Origin of the sequence: Pseudomonas sp. IT-P294 (assembly GCF_949767865.1) — a bacterium.
Taxonomy (GTDB): Bacteria; Pseudomonadota; Gammaproteobacteria; order Pseudomonadales; family Pseudomonadaceae; genus Aquipseudomonas.
Genome location: NZ_CATKQW010000056.1, coordinates 184,284 through 199,925, shown reverse-complemented (window position 1 = coordinate 199,925; position 15,642 = coordinate 184,284). Strand labels below are relative to the sequence as shown.

The following is a 15,642-nucleotide window of genomic DNA, read 5'->3' as shown; positions in this document are numbered from 1 at the left end:
AGCAGTTTCAGACGGTCTTGGCCATTCGGCTCGCCACCAGTGCCCAGCCAAACAACAGCACGCAAAGGATGATCAGCGGCCACGAACGCCATTGCAGGTAAGGCGTCAGGTTGTGCATCGGCACTACTTCGCCGTACAGGATGCCGCGTTCGAACTGCGGGATGCGGGCGGTGATCTGACCGAACGGGTTGATCAGGCCGGTAACGCCATTGTTGGTGGCGCGGATCATCCAGCGGCCCGCTTCCAGCGCGCGCATCTGCGCCATCTGCAAGTGTTGCAGCGGACCGATGGAGGTGCCGAACCAGGTGTCGTTGCTGATGGTCAGCAGCAAGTCACTGCGAGCGGCGAGGCTGGCGGCGAACTCCGGGTAGACGACTTCGTAGCAGATGAACGGCGCAATCTGGTAACCCTTGGCCTGCAGCATCGGCTGGTCAGACGGACCACGGGCAAAATCGGACATCGGCAGGTCGAAGAAGGCGATCAGCCCGCGCAACACGTCCTGCAACGGAACGTACTCGCCGAACGGCACCAGTTTCTGCTTGAGGTAAGTGCCATCGCCTTCGCCAACAACGGTGATGCCGTTGAAGAAGCGCTTCTCGTGACGCACTTCCTGGCGAATCGGTACACCGGTAATCAGCGCAGTCTTACGGTCCGCAGCGAAATTCCCCATCATGTTCAGGTAGCCCTCGGCGGACTCCTTGAGCACAGGAACAGCCGTTTCCGGCCAGATCAGCAGGTCGACCCGTTTGGAGCTGAAACTCATGTCGCGGTACAGCGCCAACTGCGCGTTGAGCTGTGCCGGGTCCCACTTCATGCTTTGTTCGATATTGCCCTGAATGGCGGCAACGCTCAGCGCCGGCCCCGCCGGACTGGTCCAGGCGTGTTCTTTCAATGCCATGCCGGCGACCCAAGGGCCAAACAGCAGCAACACGCCCGCAGCGATGAAACCTTTGCGACCAGCACGAACCAGGCGCATGGCGTTGTAGATCAATGCAGCTGTCAGGGCCAGGGTAAAGGAAATCAGCCACATTCCGCCGATGGGCGCGAGCCCGGCCAGCGGGCCGTCGAGCTGGCTGTAGCCGGAGTAGAGCCACGGAAAACCGGTGAGGAACCAGCCACGAAAGGCTTCCTGGGCGACCCACAATGCGGCGAATGCCAAGGCATCGGCCAGTGGCGCTTCGTTGCGACGCAGCCAGCGCGCCCAGATCCAGGCGGGCAGGGCGAAGAACCAGGCAATCGCTGCGGTGAAGGCGAGCATCAGCATTCCGGCCAGCAGCATCGAGGCGCCACCGAAGTTGTGAATGCTGTAGTAGATCCAGCTGGTGCCGGCACCAAACAAGCCGAAACCGAAACACCAGCCACGGCCCAGGGCCTGACGGGGGCTCAGTTCTCGCAAGCCGGCATAGAAGAAGCCGACCGCCAGCAAAGCCAGCGGCCAGATATCGTACGGCGCCAACGCCAGGGTGGTGAGTGCACCGGCCGCCACGGCCAGCAGATTACCGGGCCAGCCGGGGCGGGTTACGCGGAGCATGTCAGTCCTTAGCGTGCAATAGGAGTCAGGCGCAGCAAGTGAATCCGACGGCTGTCGGCGTTCAGGATGCGAAAGCGATAAGGGCCGATTTCAGTGATTTCGTTACGTTTTGGCAAGTGCCCGAAAGCGCTCATCACCAGGCCGCCAACCGTGTCGAACTCATCGTCGGAGAACTCGCTGTCGAAGAACTCGTTGAAGTTCTCGATCGGCGTCAGCGCCTTGATCAGGAAATCACCGCTGGGCAATGGCTTGATGTAGCTGTCTTCTTCGACGTCATGCTCGTCTTCGATGTCGCCGACGATCTGTTCCAGTACGTCTTCGATGGTCACCAGGCCGGCCACGCCGCCGTACTCGTCGATGACGATGGCCATGTGGTTGTGGTTGGCGCGAAATTCACGCAGCAGCACATTCAGGCGCTTGGACTCCGGCACGAAGGTGGCCGGGCGCAGCAGGTCCTTGATGTTGAAGCTGTCGCCGTTCTCCTTGAGGATCAACGGCAGCAAATCCTTGGCCAGCAACACACCCATCACGTCATCGTGGCTTTCGCCGATGACCGGGTAACGGGAGTGGGCCGAGTCGACCACGGCAGGCAAAAACTCCCTAGGTGTCTGGGTCGCCTTGATGCTGATCATCTGCGAGCGCGGGACCATGATGTCCCGCACTTGCAGGTCAGCGACCTGGATGGCGCCTTCGACGATGGCCAGCGCTTCGCTGTCCAGCAGTTTGTTTTGGTGTGCATCGCGCAGCAGCTCCAGCAGCTCCTGGCGGTTCTTCGGCTCGTGGGCAAAAGCCTGGGTGAGTTTACCCAGCCAAGACTTCTGCCCGTTGCTCGATCGATCTTCGCTCATAGCGATTACTCTGAATCCTTTGTTGTAACGATGGGGGATGTGTCGGTTTCGTCGTCCGCGTACGGGTCGGGATAGCCCAACTCTGCAAGCAACGTTCGTTCCAGTGCTTCCATTTCTTCGGCTTCGTCGTCATCTATATGGTCGTAACCCAGCAGATGCAAGCAACCGTGAATGACCAGATGGGCCCAGTGGGCTTTTAGTTCCTTGCCTTGTTCGGCGGCTTCACGTTCGACCACTGCCACGCAGACGACCAGGTCGCCCAGCAACGGGATATCGAGAAACTCATCCGGCACATCGGCAGGAAATGACAAGACGTTGGTGGCGTAGTCCTTCTGCCGCCAGGTCTTGTTCAGCTCGCGGCCTTCGGCTTCGTCGACCAGGCGAATGGTCATCTCGGAGTCGGCCGTGCGCTGGCGCAGAGCCAGTTCGCACCATTGGCGGAACTCGGCTTCGCTTGGGGCCGGCGTTTGGGTAGCCAGTTGCAGATCAAGCTCAAGCATCGTGGCGAGTGTCCTTGGGCGAGAATTTCGCCGGTTCATCAGCCACGCGATTCTCGAAGCGCTCGTAAGCTTCGACGATCCGCTGCACCAACGGATGGCGCACGACGTCTTTGGGCATGAAATGGGTGAAGCTGATACCCGGCACGTCCTTGAGCACCTCGATCACGTGGTGCAGCCCGGATTTGGTGCCTTTCGGCAAGTCGACCTGGGTGATGTCACCGGTGATGACCGCGGTGGAGCCGAAGCCGATTCGGGTCAGGAACATCTTCATCTGTTCGACGGTGGTGTTCTGGCTTTCGTCGAGGATGATGAAACTGTTGTTCAGCGTACGACCGCGCATGTACGCCAATGGCGCAACTTCGATGACTTGACGCTCGATCAGCTTGGCGACGTATTCGAAGCCAAGCATTTCGTAGAGGGCGTCATACAGCGGGCGCAGGTACGGGTCGATCTTCTGCGACAGGTCGCCAGGCAGGAAGCCGAGCTTTTCGCCCGCCTCAACCGCCGGGCGCACCAGCAGGATGCGCCGGATCTGTTCGCGTTCGAGCGCGTCTACCGCGCAGGCAACGGCCAGATAGGTCTTGCCGGTACCGGCCGGGCCGATGCCGAAGTTGATGTCGTTGCCGAGGATTTCCTTCACGTAGCGCAGCTGATTCAAGCCGCGAGGGCGAATCATGCCTTTTTTGGTGCGCAGGGCGACGGAGGGTTCGGCGGGGGAGACGTTGTCCAGCTCTTCGACGGCCGATTCCTGCAGGAACAGGTGAACCATGTCCGGCGACAGCTCGGTACCCTTGGTTTCCCGGTACAGGCGGCGCAGGAGGTTTTCCGCGGAGGTGGTGTGTTTGGGCTCGCCGATCAGTTCGAACTGGTTTCCGCGGTTGCGGATCTCGATGGTCAGGCGTTGTTCGATCAAGCGCAAATGCTCGTCGAATTGCCCGCACAGATTGGCGAAGCGGCGAGCCTCAAAGGGCTCGAGGATAAAACGATGTGGTTCTATGGGTGCGTTCAAGGTCGTATTTAGCCGCCCTGGGGCAATTAAGATGAAATCAAGGATAACGCCAGAGGGCTGGGTGCGAAAGCTCTTAAATAATCCAAGGTTGATCACCGTCCCTGTGGGAGCGAGCTTGCTCGCGATGGCGGTCTGACATTCAGCATGTGAGTTGTCTGATCTGCCGCTATCGCGAGCAAGCTCGCTCCCACAGGGAAATGCGGTGTCACTGAATCAGCGAGCCCCTCAGCGAGTGCGGCTGCGCGGCGTCGATGTGCACGTCGGCGAACTGGCCGATCAGCGTGGGATTGTCGCAGCGGAAGTTGACGATCCGGTTATTCTCGGTCCGACCCTGCAGCTCGCCGGGGTCCTTTTTCGAATAATCGGTGACCAGGATCCGCTGGATCGACCCGACCATTTGTCGGCTGATCTCGAAACCCTGCTGGTTCAGGCGATGTTGCAGGGCGTTCAGGCGTTCTTTTTTCAGCGCTTCTGGTGTTTCGTCGGCCAGGTCTGCGGCCGGAGTACCCGGGCGCTGGCTGTAAACGAACGAGTACGAGAAGTCGAACCCGACGTCTTCGATCAGCTTCATGGTCTGCTCGAAATCTTTTTCGGTCTCACCCGGGAAGCCAACGATGAAGTCCGAGCTGATGCAGATGCCTGGCACCGCGGCCCGCAGCTTGCGCAATTTGGATTTGTATTCCAGGGCGGTGTGGTTGCGCTTCATCGCCGCGAGGATCCGGTCCGACCCCGATTGCACCGGCAAGTGCAGGTGTTTGACCAACTCCGGCACATCGGCGTGGGCCTGGATCAGGCTGTCGGAAAACTCCAGCGGGTGCGAGGTGGTGTAACGAATCCGGTCGATGCCATCGACGGCGGCCACAACGCGGATCAGCTCGGCGAGATCCGCCAGGCGTCCGTCATGCGTGGTGCCACGGTAGCCGTTGACGTTCTGACCCAGCAGGGTGACTTCCCGCACGCCGTTTTCCGCCAGATGCATGATCTCGGCAATCACGTCGTCGAACGGACGGCTGACCTCTTCACCGCGTGTATAAGGCACCACGCAGAATGTGCAGTACTTGCTGCAACCTTCCATGACCGACACATACGCGCTCGGACCATCGATGCGTGGCTCTGGCAGGTGGTCGAATTTTTCGATTTCCGGGAACGAGACGTCGACTTGCGGCAGCTTGGTGGCGCGTGCGGCGTCGATCATTTCCGGCAGGCGATGCAAGGTTTGCGGGCCGAAAACCACATCGACGTACGGTGCGCGATCACGGATGGCCGCGCCTTCCTGGCTGGCTACGCAACCGCCGACGGCGATCACCATGTCCGGATTGGCCAGTTTCAGTTCGCGCCAGCGGCCGAGCTGGGAATACACCCGGTCCTGGGCGCGTTCCCGAATGGAGCAGGTGTTGAGCAGGATCACGTCGGCGTCTTCAGCGCGGGCGGTCACTTCCAGGGCCTGATGTTCACCCAGCAGATCGACCATGCGCGAGCTGTCGTACTCGTTCATCTGGCAACCGTGGGTTTCGATGTAAAGCTTCTTGGCCATGGATACAGTCATCACGTGATTCAAAGAACCGCGCATTATAGGGAACATGTCCCAAGGTTCCTACCGCTGTGCGTCCGGCGGCTATGCTATAGTTCGCGCCCTCATTTTTATCCCCCGATGTGTTGCTCGCCCGCCATGACCAAACGTGAAGCTCCAATCTACAAGGTGATTTTCCTCAATCAGGGCCAGGTGTACGAAATGTATGCCAAGCAGATCTATCAAAGTGATCTGTGGGGCTTCCTGGAAGTGGAAGAGTTCGTCTTTGGCGAGCGCACACAAGTGGTCGTCGACCCGAGCGAAGAGAAGCTCAAGGCTCAATTTGAAGGGGTTGTGCGCAGTTTTGTGCCAATGCATTCGATCGTGCGCATCGATGAAGTCGAGCGTCTGGGCACGCCAAAAATCAGCGAAGCCCGCGGCGCGGTCGGCAATGTGATGCCGTTCCCGATGCCGATGCCTGAGAAGTAGGCCTCAAGACCGAGTAGCTCCCATCGCGGGCAAGCCCGCTCCCACAGGGAATGTGTTCTTTAATTAGAATGCGATCACATGTGGGAGCGGGCTTGCCCGCGATGGGGCCAGAAAGATAGAAACAGAATTCAAGGCAGTGGAGAAAACGGCGTACGCCCATCGGCGCTCTGCAATTCCATCAGGTATTTACGAAAGATTTGCCCCAGCACCTGGGTTGCCACTTCAAGTTCTTCTCGAGGCATTTTCTCGGCCACTTCGTCCGCCGTATCGAGCGCATCTTCAGCGCCATTGACCGCAGCCATTTTCAGCACGATATACGCCTGAACGTTATTGGCCGGTACGCCTTCGCCGTGGAAAAACATGGTGCCGAGTTTGAACTGCGCCTGGGCGTGGCCCTGCAATGAGGCCTTCTCGAAGTAGTCCAGGGCTTTTTTGAGGTCACGCGGCGTGTTTTTGCCGTCGTAGTAGAACGCACCCAACTCGTATTGCGCTTGTGCATCCCCTTCATCCGACGCTTTCTGACAGGCGGCCAGCGCTTGCGTCAGGTCTTGCGGCTGAGTATTGAGGGTGCAACGACCCATCGCTGGGATTAACAACGAGTTGCCGCCTGCTTGTGCGAGCGCGAGCAGGGGCTGAAGGAGCAACAGGCAGCCCAGTGCAAGGGCGCGGCCGGTGCGGTTCATGGGAATCGACTTACCTCTGAAGGGCGCGCGGACCCATCGAGGGGATCCAATAAGCGCGCATTATGAAATAAGCAGGGCCAACCTTACAAAGTCTTTACTCGTTTTTCTGCTGCGCGGGGAATATATCGCCCAATTTGCGGGGAATTCTTGGCACGAGCGTCGGAATAAGGGTGTAAATGCAGGCGAAAGCTGACGCCGGCATTGGCCGACGTCAGCGACACCAGGTTATTTCAATGCGGCGAAAGCTCGTTCGGCGGCATCCAGTGTCAGTTTCAACTCGGTTTCGCCGTGAGCGATCGAGGTGAAGCCTGCTTCGAATGCGCTCGGCGCCAGGTACACGCCGCCTTCGAGCATCAAGTGGAAGAAGCGGCCGAACAAGGCTGCGTCGCTGGCCATCACGTCATCGAAGGTCACGATGTCATCGGCACCGCTGAAGTACAGGCCGAACATGCCGCCGGCCTGGGTGGTCACGAATGGAATGCCAGCGGCATCGGCACGCTGTTGCAGACCATCGAGCAGACGGCTGGTGTAGTCGCTCAGCTCGTCGTGGAAACCAGGACGGCTGATCAAACGCAAGGTGGTCAGGCCGGCGGCCATCGCCAGCGGGTTACCCGACAAGGTGCCGGCCTGATAGACCGGACCCAATGGTGCGATGCACGACATGATTTCGCGCTTGCCGCCGAAGCAGCCCACCGGCATGCCGCCACCGATGATCTTGCCGAACGTGCTCAGGTCCGGTGTCACGCCGAAGTGGGCTTGGGCACCGCCGAGCGCGACGCGGAAACCAGTCATCACTTCGTCGAAAATCAGCACCACGCCATGTTTGTCGCACAGGGTGCGCAGGCCTTCGAGAAAACCTGGCGCCGGCGGTACGCAGTTCATGTTGCCGGCCACCGGCTCGACGATGATGCAGGCCACGTCCTGACTGACTTCGGCGAGCATGGTTTCCACCGCGTCGATGTCATTGAATGGCAGGGTCAGGGTGTGCTTGGCGAAGTCCGCCGGCACACCGGCCGAGCTTGGTACGCCTTGGGTCAACGCGCCGGAACCGGCCTTGACCAGCAGGCTGTCGGAGTGGCCGTGGTAGCAGCCTTCGAACTTGATGATGTTGTCGCGACCGGTGAATCCACGCGCAAGGCGTATGGCACTCATGGTCGCTTCGGTGCCGGAACTGACCATGCGCACCATTTCCATCGACGGCACGATCGAGCAGACCAGGTCGGCCATCTCGGTTTCCATCGCGGTCGGGGCGCCGTAGGACAGACCGTGTTCCAGCTGTTTACGCACCGCGTCCAGCACGTCCGGGTGGCTGTGGCCGAGAATCATCGGACCCCAGGAGCCGACGTAGTCAACGTAGCGCTTGTCGTCTTCGTCGGTGACGTAGGCACCTTCAGCGTGTTTGAAGAACAGCGGCGTGCCGCCAACGCTTTTGAATGCGCGAACAGGCGAGTTAACGCCCCCGGGAATGTGTTTCTGGGCATTGGCAAACAGGGTTTCGGAACGAGACATGATCGGGCTCTCAAAAATCAGGATTTGAACAATTCGTTAAAAGCGCGGGCGCGGCGGGTGACTTCAGCCGTGCTCTCGGCGCCAAACAGGCCGTGGACAACCGCCAGCAGATCGACCCCGTGGGCCACCAGTGGCGCGGCGTTTTCCAGGGTGATGCCGCCAATCGCGCAGATCGGCAGGTGCAGTTTGCTGCGCGCCTGGTCGAGTAACTCAAGGCTGCAGGTCGGTGCGCCGGGTTTGGTATTAGAGTTGAAGAAGCGACCGAAGGCGACGTAACTGGCGCCTTCCTTGGCGGCTTGTTCCGCGAGTTCGAGTTGCGCGTGACAGGTTGAACCGATGATCGCCTGACGACCGAGCAACGCTCGGGCTGGGGTCAGCGGGCCGTCGGTCTGGCCCAGGTGCACGCCGACGTTCAGGCGCGCAGCCAGCTCGGCGTCGTCGTTGATGATCAGCTTGGTTTTGTAGCGCTCGCACAGATCGCGCAGGGCTTGGGCTTCGCGTAGACGCCTTGCCTCGTCGCTGCTCTTGTCGCGGTATTGCAGCAAGGTGACGCCGCCTTCGAGCGCCGCCTCCACGTACGAAAGAAATTTACCGGCCAGCAACTGGCTATCGGTAATGGCGTACAGGCCACGTAGTTTCATCGGACAAGCCTCTGCGCTTTACGCATCAAAAGTTACGAACAGAAATCCAGCGGCAGGCGGCGCGGCACGAACTGGCCTTTGCCCAACTGCTCCGCATCGCGCAGGGTACGCCAAGTGTAGTCAAGCGCGGTCTGCACGGCGCTAGCGAGGTGTTCCCCCAAGGCCAGGCGACCGGCCAGCGCACTGGCCAAGGTGCAACCGGAGCCGTGATAACTGCCGGGCAGGCGTTGGCAGGTAAACGTCTGGCGGTGACCGTCGCGGCTGTACAAGCGATTATGGATTTCGTGTTCGTCGCCATGACCGCCAGTGATCAGCAGGTGTTTGACGAACGGCAGGAGTTTTTCAGCGCATTCGTCCGCGGTGCCTTCGGGCAGTTCGGCGAGGATGCGGGCTTCAGGAAGGTTGGGGGTGGCGATGATGGACAGCGGCAAAAGGCGTTCGCGCATGGCATAGCCGACTTCGTCCTTGCCCAGTCGTCCGCCGCCACCGGCGCGCAGCACCGGGTCGCAGACCACCGGCAAATGCGGGTGCGCCGAGAGCAGTTCGACGACGGTGTCGACCATTTCCAGGGAACCGAGCATGCCCAGTTTGACGGCGGCGACTTCGGAATCGTTGAGCACGGCATTGGCTTGGGCCAACACCCACTCGCGATCGAGGACGCGGAAGTCAGTGACATTGACCGTGTCTTGCACGGTCAGGGCGGTGACGGCCGGAGCCGCATGACAACCCTGAGCGAGCAGGGCTTCGATATCTGCCTGCAAGCCGGCGCCACCACTTGGGTCGTGGCCGGAGAGACAGAGGACAACGGGGCGAGAGCTGTAGATATTCATGGTGCGCGAGCTTACCACCAGTCGACCAGCGAGTCATGACGCTCCCTGTGGCGGCCCTCGCCTGGATGCCGCCGGAATGTGCCAATCGTCGATTCATTTTCAGCTTCAGATGAGGCTAACGGCTCTAGCTCAATGCGCAGCGCTGGAACGCCCGTCCTAGAGCCTTTGTAGGAAAAATTTCAATGGTGTTCAATGGCCATCAACGGCTATGCTAGAGTGGATCCAAACCAATGACAGGTAATACCGGTTTTACGTCTACTCAAAAGGAATGAGGGGCTTCCTGAGATAACCGGACAGGCCACACTGGGGCTTAAATGCGCTATTTGTTGATGTTGCTGTTGTGCTTGCCCCTCATGGCAAGTGCCGTTGAATTTGATGAATTCACCCAAAGCCTTCCCTTGGGCCGAGCCCTGCAGGTGTATGAAGACGCGGGTGGTCAAGCGACCATCGCCGATGTTCGTGCGCAAGCCGCTGCCGGAAACTTCAAGGCCCACGATAAAGACACCCTTAACGCCGGTTATTCGCGCTCAGCGTTCTGGCTGAAAATCGACCTGCATTACCGACCGACCAACCCCGCGGCACAACGCACCTGGCTGCTGGAACTTGCTTATCCGCCCCTCGATCACCTTGATCTTTATCTGCCCGATGCTGGCGGGGACTATCAATTGGTCCGGCAAACCGGCGATGCATTGCCCTTCGCCACTCGCGAGATCCGCCAGAACAACTACCTCTTCGATCTGAACTTCGCCCCTGACCAGGCGCAAACCGTTTACCTGCGCCTGCAAAGTGAAGGGTCGGTCCAGGCGCCTGTGACCTTATGGTCAAGCACGGCTTACCTTGAAGACCAACCAGTGCGCCTCTACGTGTTGGGCCTGATCTACGGCGTGCTGCTTGGAATGCTGGTCTACAACCTGTTCATTTACCTCAGCGTGCGTGACACCAGTTACCTCTATTACATTTTCTACATCGCCTCGTTCGGCCTGTATCAGCTGTCGGTGAATGGCGCGGCAGTGCAGTATTTCTGGCCGGACAATCCCTGGTGGGCCAATGCCGCGACGCCGTTTTTCATTGGGTGCGCAGGGTTGTTCGGCAGCCAGTTCGCCCGCAGCTTCTTGCAGACGGCCAGTCACAGTCGCTGGCTAGACCGTTTGCTGCTGGCACTGGTGGCGTTCAGTGCGGTGGTGGTCGGTTTGTCATTGATGACCAGCTACGCCTTGGCCTTGCGTCTGGCGACGGCCCTGGCTTTGGTTTTCACCGTGGTGATTTTCGTCGCCGGGCTGTGCGCCTGGTTGCGAGGGCTGCGCGTGGCGCGGTATTTCATCATTGCCTGGTCGGCCTTCCTGCTTGGCGGCATCGTCAACACGATGATGGTGTTGGGTTATTTGCCCAACGTGTTCCTGACCATGTATTCCAGCCAGATCGGTTCGGCCATCGAAGTCGCATTGTTGTCCCTGGCGCTGGCCGATCGAATCAACGCCATGCGCGAACAGCAGGCGCAGACGCTGTTCGATGCCGGTCAAAAGCTCGAAGTGCTGAACCAGCAACTGGCCCACAGCAACAAACTCAAGGACGAATTCCTCGCGACCCTGACCCATGAACTGCGCACGCCCATGAACGGTGTGATCGGTTCGCTGGAATTGATGCAGACCGTGGAGATGGACCCGGAGCTTGAGCAATACCAGCAAACCGCCGCCAGCTCGGCGCGAGACATGATGCGCATGGTCAACGGCATCCTTACCCTGACTGAGTTGCAGGCGGGCAAACTCAAGGCCAATTCGGCAACATTCAGTTTGCGCGGTGTGGTCGAGGCCTTGCGGATGCAGTTCGAAGGCAATGCCCTGAGCAAGTCGCTGGACTTCAAGGTCGACGTGACACCGGGCCTGCCGGATCGCTTGAATGGCGACAGCGCCAAGCTGTCGCAATGCCTGGAATGCCTGCTCGATAATGCGATCAAGTTCACTCGGGTCGGAGGGCTGGCGCTACGGGTGACGGGCAAGCCGGTGGGCAACGGTCGACAGTCGTTGTCGTTTGCGGTGATCGACACCGGCATCGGTTTCACTGATCTGGGGGAGGCGACGCTGTACCAACACTTCTTCCAGCTAGACGGTTCCATGACCCGTGAATACGGTGGACTGGGCGTGGGCCTGGCGATCTGTCGGCAACTGGTCGAACTGCTCGGCGGGCGCCTGACCCACCGATCCGAACCCGGCAGCGGCAGCCGCTTCCAGCTGGACGTCGAGTTCGAGCTGCCAGTGGTGGAGCGGCCTCCTGTGCCCTTGATGACCCGGGAGTTTCCGCGTTTGCGCCTGCCCCAGGACTGCTCGGTGCTGTTGGTGGATGACAACAGCATCAACCAATTGGTGATGCGCGGCATGCTGCTCAAACTCGGGTTCCGGGTGCGTGCTACCGACAGCGGCGCGGCTGCACTCGATGAATTGCAGCGTGAACATTTCGATGCGGTGTTGCTCGATTGCCAGATGCCCACGCTGGACGGCATCTCCCTTGGCTGCCAGATCCGCGCCTTGCCGGGGTGTGCCGAGTTGCCGGTGTTCGTGGTTGCCATGAGCGGTGAGCGGGAACGCTGTCCGACCGGCGCTTTGATCGACTATCTGAGCAAGCCGGTTAAATTCGAGGATTTGCAAGCGGCGCTCTATCGGCGCGTGCTCTGTCCTAAACAAGGCGAAAGCGCCGACATTTAGGCAAATATGACACTTTGATCGGTCAGGGGGCGGTGCTTAACTGAATCCCTTGGCTGATCAAAGGAGCCCCGTCATGAACCTGCATCAGTTCGCCGAAACCCACGAAGTCACCAACCAGCCACCGTCACTGGACGGCACCAACCTCTATCGCATCGACCTGCCGTTGCAAGAGTGGTCGCGGCGTTTCGGTGCCGGGTGGGCCGAGTCGCGGATTGATGCTTATGGCGCATTGGCCGGCGGGCCACTGATGGAAGCCGGGTTCCTGGCCAATCAAAACAAACCGGTGTTCGTCAGCCATGACCGTAATGGCCATCGCATCGATCTGGTGGAGTTTCATCCCGCGTATCACCAGCTGATGCGCACGGCGGTCGAGCACGGGTTGACCTCGTTGCCCTGGACGCATCCCCAGTCTGGCGCGCATGTCGCGCGCGCGTCGATGTCGTATCTGCACAGCCAGGCCGAAGCGGGTAGCGGTTGCCCCTTGACCATGACCTTCGCCAGCGTGCCGGCGATGCGATTGCAGCCGGACCTGGCCGAGCAGTGGCTGCCGAAAATCCTGTCTACCGAATACGACCCGCGAAATGTCGGCATGGCCCACAAGGCCGGCGTCACCATCGGCATGGCGATGACCGAAAAACAAGGTGGCACCGACGTTCGGGCCAACACCACCAAGGCCTATCCGGTGGGCGCGAGCGGTCCTGGCCAGGCCTATGAACTGGTGGGGCACAAGTGGTTCTGTTCTGCGCCGATGTGCGATGCCTTCCTGACCCTGGCGCAGACCGACAAGGGGCTGACCTGCTTCCTGCTGCCGCGCCACCGCCCGGACGATACGCGCAATCAGTTCTATATCCAGCGCCTGAAAAACAAACTGGGCAATTGCTCCAATGCGTCCAGCGAAGTCGAGTTCCGGGGCGCGCTGGCGTGGATGGTCGGCGAAGAAGGGCGTGGCGTTCCGACCATCATCGAGATGGTTGCCATGACCCGCTTCGATTGCATGGTCGGTTCCAGTTCACTGATGCGCCAGGCGCTGACGCAGGCCAGTCATCACTGCGCGCACCGTATGGTCGGCGGCAAGTTGCTGAGCGAACAACCGCTGATGCAGAACGTCCTGGCCGATCTGGCACTGGAAAGCGAAGCGGCTTTGGCGTTGAGCCTGCGCATGGGCAAGGCGCTGGATCATCTGGATGACAGCCATGAAGCCAAATTCGCCCGCCTGGTGACGGCGGTGGGCAAGTACTGGATCTGCAAGCGTGCGCCGGCAATGATCAATGAAGCCGCTGAATGCATGGGCGGTGCCGGGTATGTCGAAGAAAGTATCCTGCCGCGCCTTTACCGCGAGGCACCGGTCAACTCGACGTGGGAAGGTTCCGGCAACGTGCAATGCCTTGACGTGTTGCGGGCGTTGTCGAAAGAGCCGGGCGTGCTGGACGTGTTGTTCGGCGAACTGGGCGATGGTCATGGCGATAAACGCCTGGCCGCACACATCAACCAATTGCAGGCAGCGTTCAAGGACACCAGCGACATTCAATACCGCGCGCGGCAACTCACCGAAGACATTGCATTGGGGCTCCAGGCCAAACTGTTGCTGGAGGCCGGCAACTCGGCGGTCAGTGATGCGTTTATTGCCAGTCGACTGGGTTCGGCCGGGCGGGTATATGGCGCGTTGCCGCGAGGACTGGAAGTGGAGGCGATTGTTGCCCGCTCGACCCCGCAAGGTTTCTGAGCAGGATAAACACCACTGAGCCTGCTTCCACAGGTTCAGTGGTGTCTGAGAATTGGTGTGCTGGCAACATTCCACTGTTCCCGTGAAGCGATGATGCAGGCAAGATGAAGCACTGCAAGTCAGAACACAGGATGCTGATCGTGACCGAAGCTTTTATTGTCGTTCAAACCGCCGAGCAAGCCGTGGACCGGCTTGCGCTCTTGCACAATCGTGCAACCACCGCGCTGAACCAGGCGCTCAAGCGTTACCTCAAGGATCGTGTCGAGCCCGACGCCGAGCAGCGTGCGATGTTTCGTTATCCCGAGCTGCGTCTGACCTATCACTGCCAGGGTGAGGTCCCACAGACCACCCGCGCCTATGCGAAGGTTCAGTTGCCTGGGACCTACAGCGTAACCGTCACCCATCCGGCGGCTTTCCGAAAATACTTGCTGGAACAACTCGTGCCGTTGATGCACGACTTCACCGTGACTGTGGAAGTCGGCGTCAGCCAGCAAAACATTCCGTATCCGTACGTGGTCGAGCAGGGTGATGAACTGGCCGGCTCCGGCGTTACCGCCGCCGTATTGGCGCGGGTGTTCCCGAGTACGGATTTGTCGGCCGCCACCGACGGCATTGCCGACGGCTTGTACGATTGGGAAAACACCGATCCGCTGCCATTGGCGCTGTTCGACGCTGCGCGGGTGGACTTTTCCCTGCGCCGGCTGGTGCATTACACCGGCAGCGACTGGCGCCATGTGCAGCCGTGGATTCTGCTGACCAACTACCATCGCTATGTCGACCAGTTCATCGTGCATGGCCTGGAGCAGTTGCGCAGCGACCCGCGTTTTGTGCGCATGGTCTTGCCGGGCAACGTGATCATCGAAAAGACCATGGACCACGGCGAAGCTTCGGCGATTGCCGCGGGCGTGGTTTGGCACCGTTACCAAATGCCGGCCTATCACCTGATTGCCAGCGACGGTCATGGCGTGACGTTGGTCAACATCGGCGTCGGCCCGTCCAATGCCAAGAACATCACTGACCACTTGGCAGTGCTGCGTCCGCATTGCTGGTTGATGATCGGCCACTGCGGCGGTTTGCGTCAGTCGCAGACCATTGGCGACTACGTGCTGGCTCACGCTTATATGCGTCGCGACGGCATTCTCGACCGGGTGGTGCCACCCAATATTCCGATCCCAGCGCTTGCCGAAGTGCAGATGGCGTTGCAGCAAGCCGCGGCCAACATCACCGGCGAGAAGGGCGACGAGCTGAAAAAACGCCTGCGCACCGGCACCGTGCTGACCTACGACGACCGTAACTGGGAACTGCGCTGGGCGCAGGAACGTCCGCTGATCAACCTCTCCCGCGCCGTGGCAGTGGACATGGAAAGCGGCACCATCGCGGCCCAGGGTTATCGCTTGCGGGTGCCGTACGGCACGTTGCTCTGCGTGTCGGACAAACCCCTGCACAGCGAAATCAAGCTGCCGGGTTCGGCCAACGCCTTTTATGAGCGCGCGGTCAGCCAGCACTTGAAGATCGGCATTGAGGCCGTGGACCTGTTGCGCACTGAGCTCAACTCGCTGCACTCGCGCAAACTGCGCAGCTTCGACGAACCGCCGTTCCGTTAACGGTTTGTCGTGGTCATTTGGCGGTCAGGGCACTAGCATTAGCAGCCCTGACCGTTAGATGTTCTC

13 protein-coding genes are annotated in these 15,642 nt (G+C 60.0%); 4 read left to right on the top strand and 9 right to left on the bottom strand.

The annotated features are described in order from the left end of the window. Window positions 1-7 precede the first annotated feature (7 nt). The 5 genes from lnt to miaB form a co-directional block, all read right to left on the bottom strand. A complete protein-coding gene (lnt, locus tag ACM6I0_RS26985) occupies window positions 8-1,531 on the bottom strand; it encodes an apolipoprotein N-acyltransferase (protein ID WP_285432476.1) in 1,524 nt (507 codons plus the stop codon). A gap of 8 nt (window positions 1,532-1,539) precedes the next feature. Beyond that, window positions 1,540-2,379, bottom strand: a complete 840-nt coding sequence (locus ACM6I0_RS26980) for an HlyC/CorC family transporter (protein WP_045062079.1) — start codon at window positions 2,377-2,379, stop codon at window positions 1,540-1,542. Window positions 2,380-2,384: 5 nt separating this feature from the next. Further along, window positions 2,385-2,879, bottom strand: a complete 495-nt coding sequence (gene ybeY, locus ACM6I0_RS26975; protein WP_285432478.1) for an rRNA maturation RNase YbeY — start codon at window positions 2,877-2,879, stop codon at window positions 2,385-2,387. Then, window positions 2,872-3,888, bottom strand: a complete 1,017-nt coding sequence (locus tag ACM6I0_RS26970; protein WP_090179503.1) for a PhoH family protein — start codon at window positions 3,886-3,888, stop codon at window positions 2,872-2,874. The genes ybeY and ACM6I0_RS26970 overlap by 8 nt, the downstream gene beginning before the upstream one ends. A gap of 205 nt (window positions 3,889-4,093) precedes the next feature. Next, window positions 4,094-5,422 (bottom strand): tRNA (N6-isopentenyl adenosine(37)-C2)-methylthiotransferase MiaB, encoded by a 1,329-nt coding sequence (gene miaB / locus ACM6I0_RS26965; RefSeq protein ID WP_222588592.1) that lies wholly within the window; start codon window positions 5,420-5,422, stop codon window positions 4,094-4,096. 135 nt (window positions 5,423-5,557) lie between these two features. Between miaB and ACM6I0_RS26960 the strand changes: the two genes are divergently transcribed. Then, entirely contained in the window at window positions 5,558-5,887 is a 330-nt protein-coding gene (locus tag ACM6I0_RS26960; RefSeq protein WP_007894425.1) for a DUF1820 family protein, read from the top strand. Window positions 5,888-6,015: 128 nt separating this feature from the next. Here ACM6I0_RS26960 and ACM6I0_RS26955 read toward each other — a convergent pair whose 3' ends face one another. The 4 genes from ACM6I0_RS26955 to ACM6I0_RS26940 all read right to left on the bottom strand — a co-directional run bounded on the left by ACM6I0_RS26955 (window position 6,016) and on the right by ACM6I0_RS26940 (window position 9,550). Beyond that, window positions 6,016-6,570, bottom strand: a complete 555-nt coding sequence (locus ACM6I0_RS26955) for a tetratricopeptide repeat protein (RefSeq protein WP_222588591.1) — start codon at window positions 6,568-6,570, stop codon at window positions 6,016-6,018. Window positions 6,571-6,795: 225 nt separating this feature from the next. After that, window positions 6,796-8,079: a glutamate-1-semialdehyde 2,1-aminomutase gene (gene hemL, locus ACM6I0_RS26950; protein ID WP_414923696.1), complete on the bottom strand. Its 1,284-nt coding sequence runs from the start codon at window positions 8,077-8,079 to the stop codon at window positions 6,796-6,798. A gap of 17 nt (window positions 8,080-8,096) precedes the next feature. Beyond that, window positions 8,097-8,720 (bottom strand): thiamine phosphate synthase, encoded by a 624-nt coding sequence (thiE, locus tag ACM6I0_RS26945; protein ID WP_285432482.1) that lies wholly within the window; start codon window positions 8,718-8,720, stop codon window positions 8,097-8,099. A 32-nt stretch (window positions 8,721-8,752) separates the two neighbouring features. Continuing rightward, window positions 8,753-9,550 carry a hydroxymethylpyrimidine/phosphomethylpyrimidine kinase gene (locus ACM6I0_RS26940; RefSeq protein ID WP_208671319.1) on the bottom strand — a complete coding sequence of 266 codons (798 nt, stop codon included), beginning with the start codon at window positions 9,548-9,550 and terminating at the stop codon, window positions 8,753-8,755. 314 nt (window positions 9,551-9,864) lie between these two features. Here ACM6I0_RS26940 and ACM6I0_RS26935 point away from each other — a divergent pair, with 314 nt between their 5' ends. From ACM6I0_RS26935 to amn, 3 genes are all read left to right on the top strand, one after another. Continuing rightward, window positions 9,865-12,249: a 7TM diverse intracellular signaling domain-containing protein gene (locus tag ACM6I0_RS26935; RefSeq protein ID WP_414923695.1), complete on the top strand. Its 2,385-nt coding sequence runs from the start codon at window positions 9,865-9,867 to the stop codon at window positions 12,247-12,249. A gap of 73 nt (window positions 12,250-12,322) precedes the next feature. Then, complete coding sequence (locus ACM6I0_RS26930) at window positions 12,323-13,972, top strand: acyl-CoA dehydrogenase family protein (RefSeq protein ID WP_414923694.1); 1,650 nt, start codon at window positions 12,323-12,325, stop codon at window positions 13,970-13,972. 104 nt (window positions 13,973-14,076) lie between these two features. Beyond that, window positions 14,077-15,576, top strand: a complete 1,500-nt coding sequence (amn, locus tag ACM6I0_RS26925) for an AMP nucleosidase (protein ID WP_222588585.1) — start codon at window positions 14,077-14,079, stop codon at window positions 15,574-15,576. Window positions 15,577-15,642: the final 66 nt, after the last annotated feature.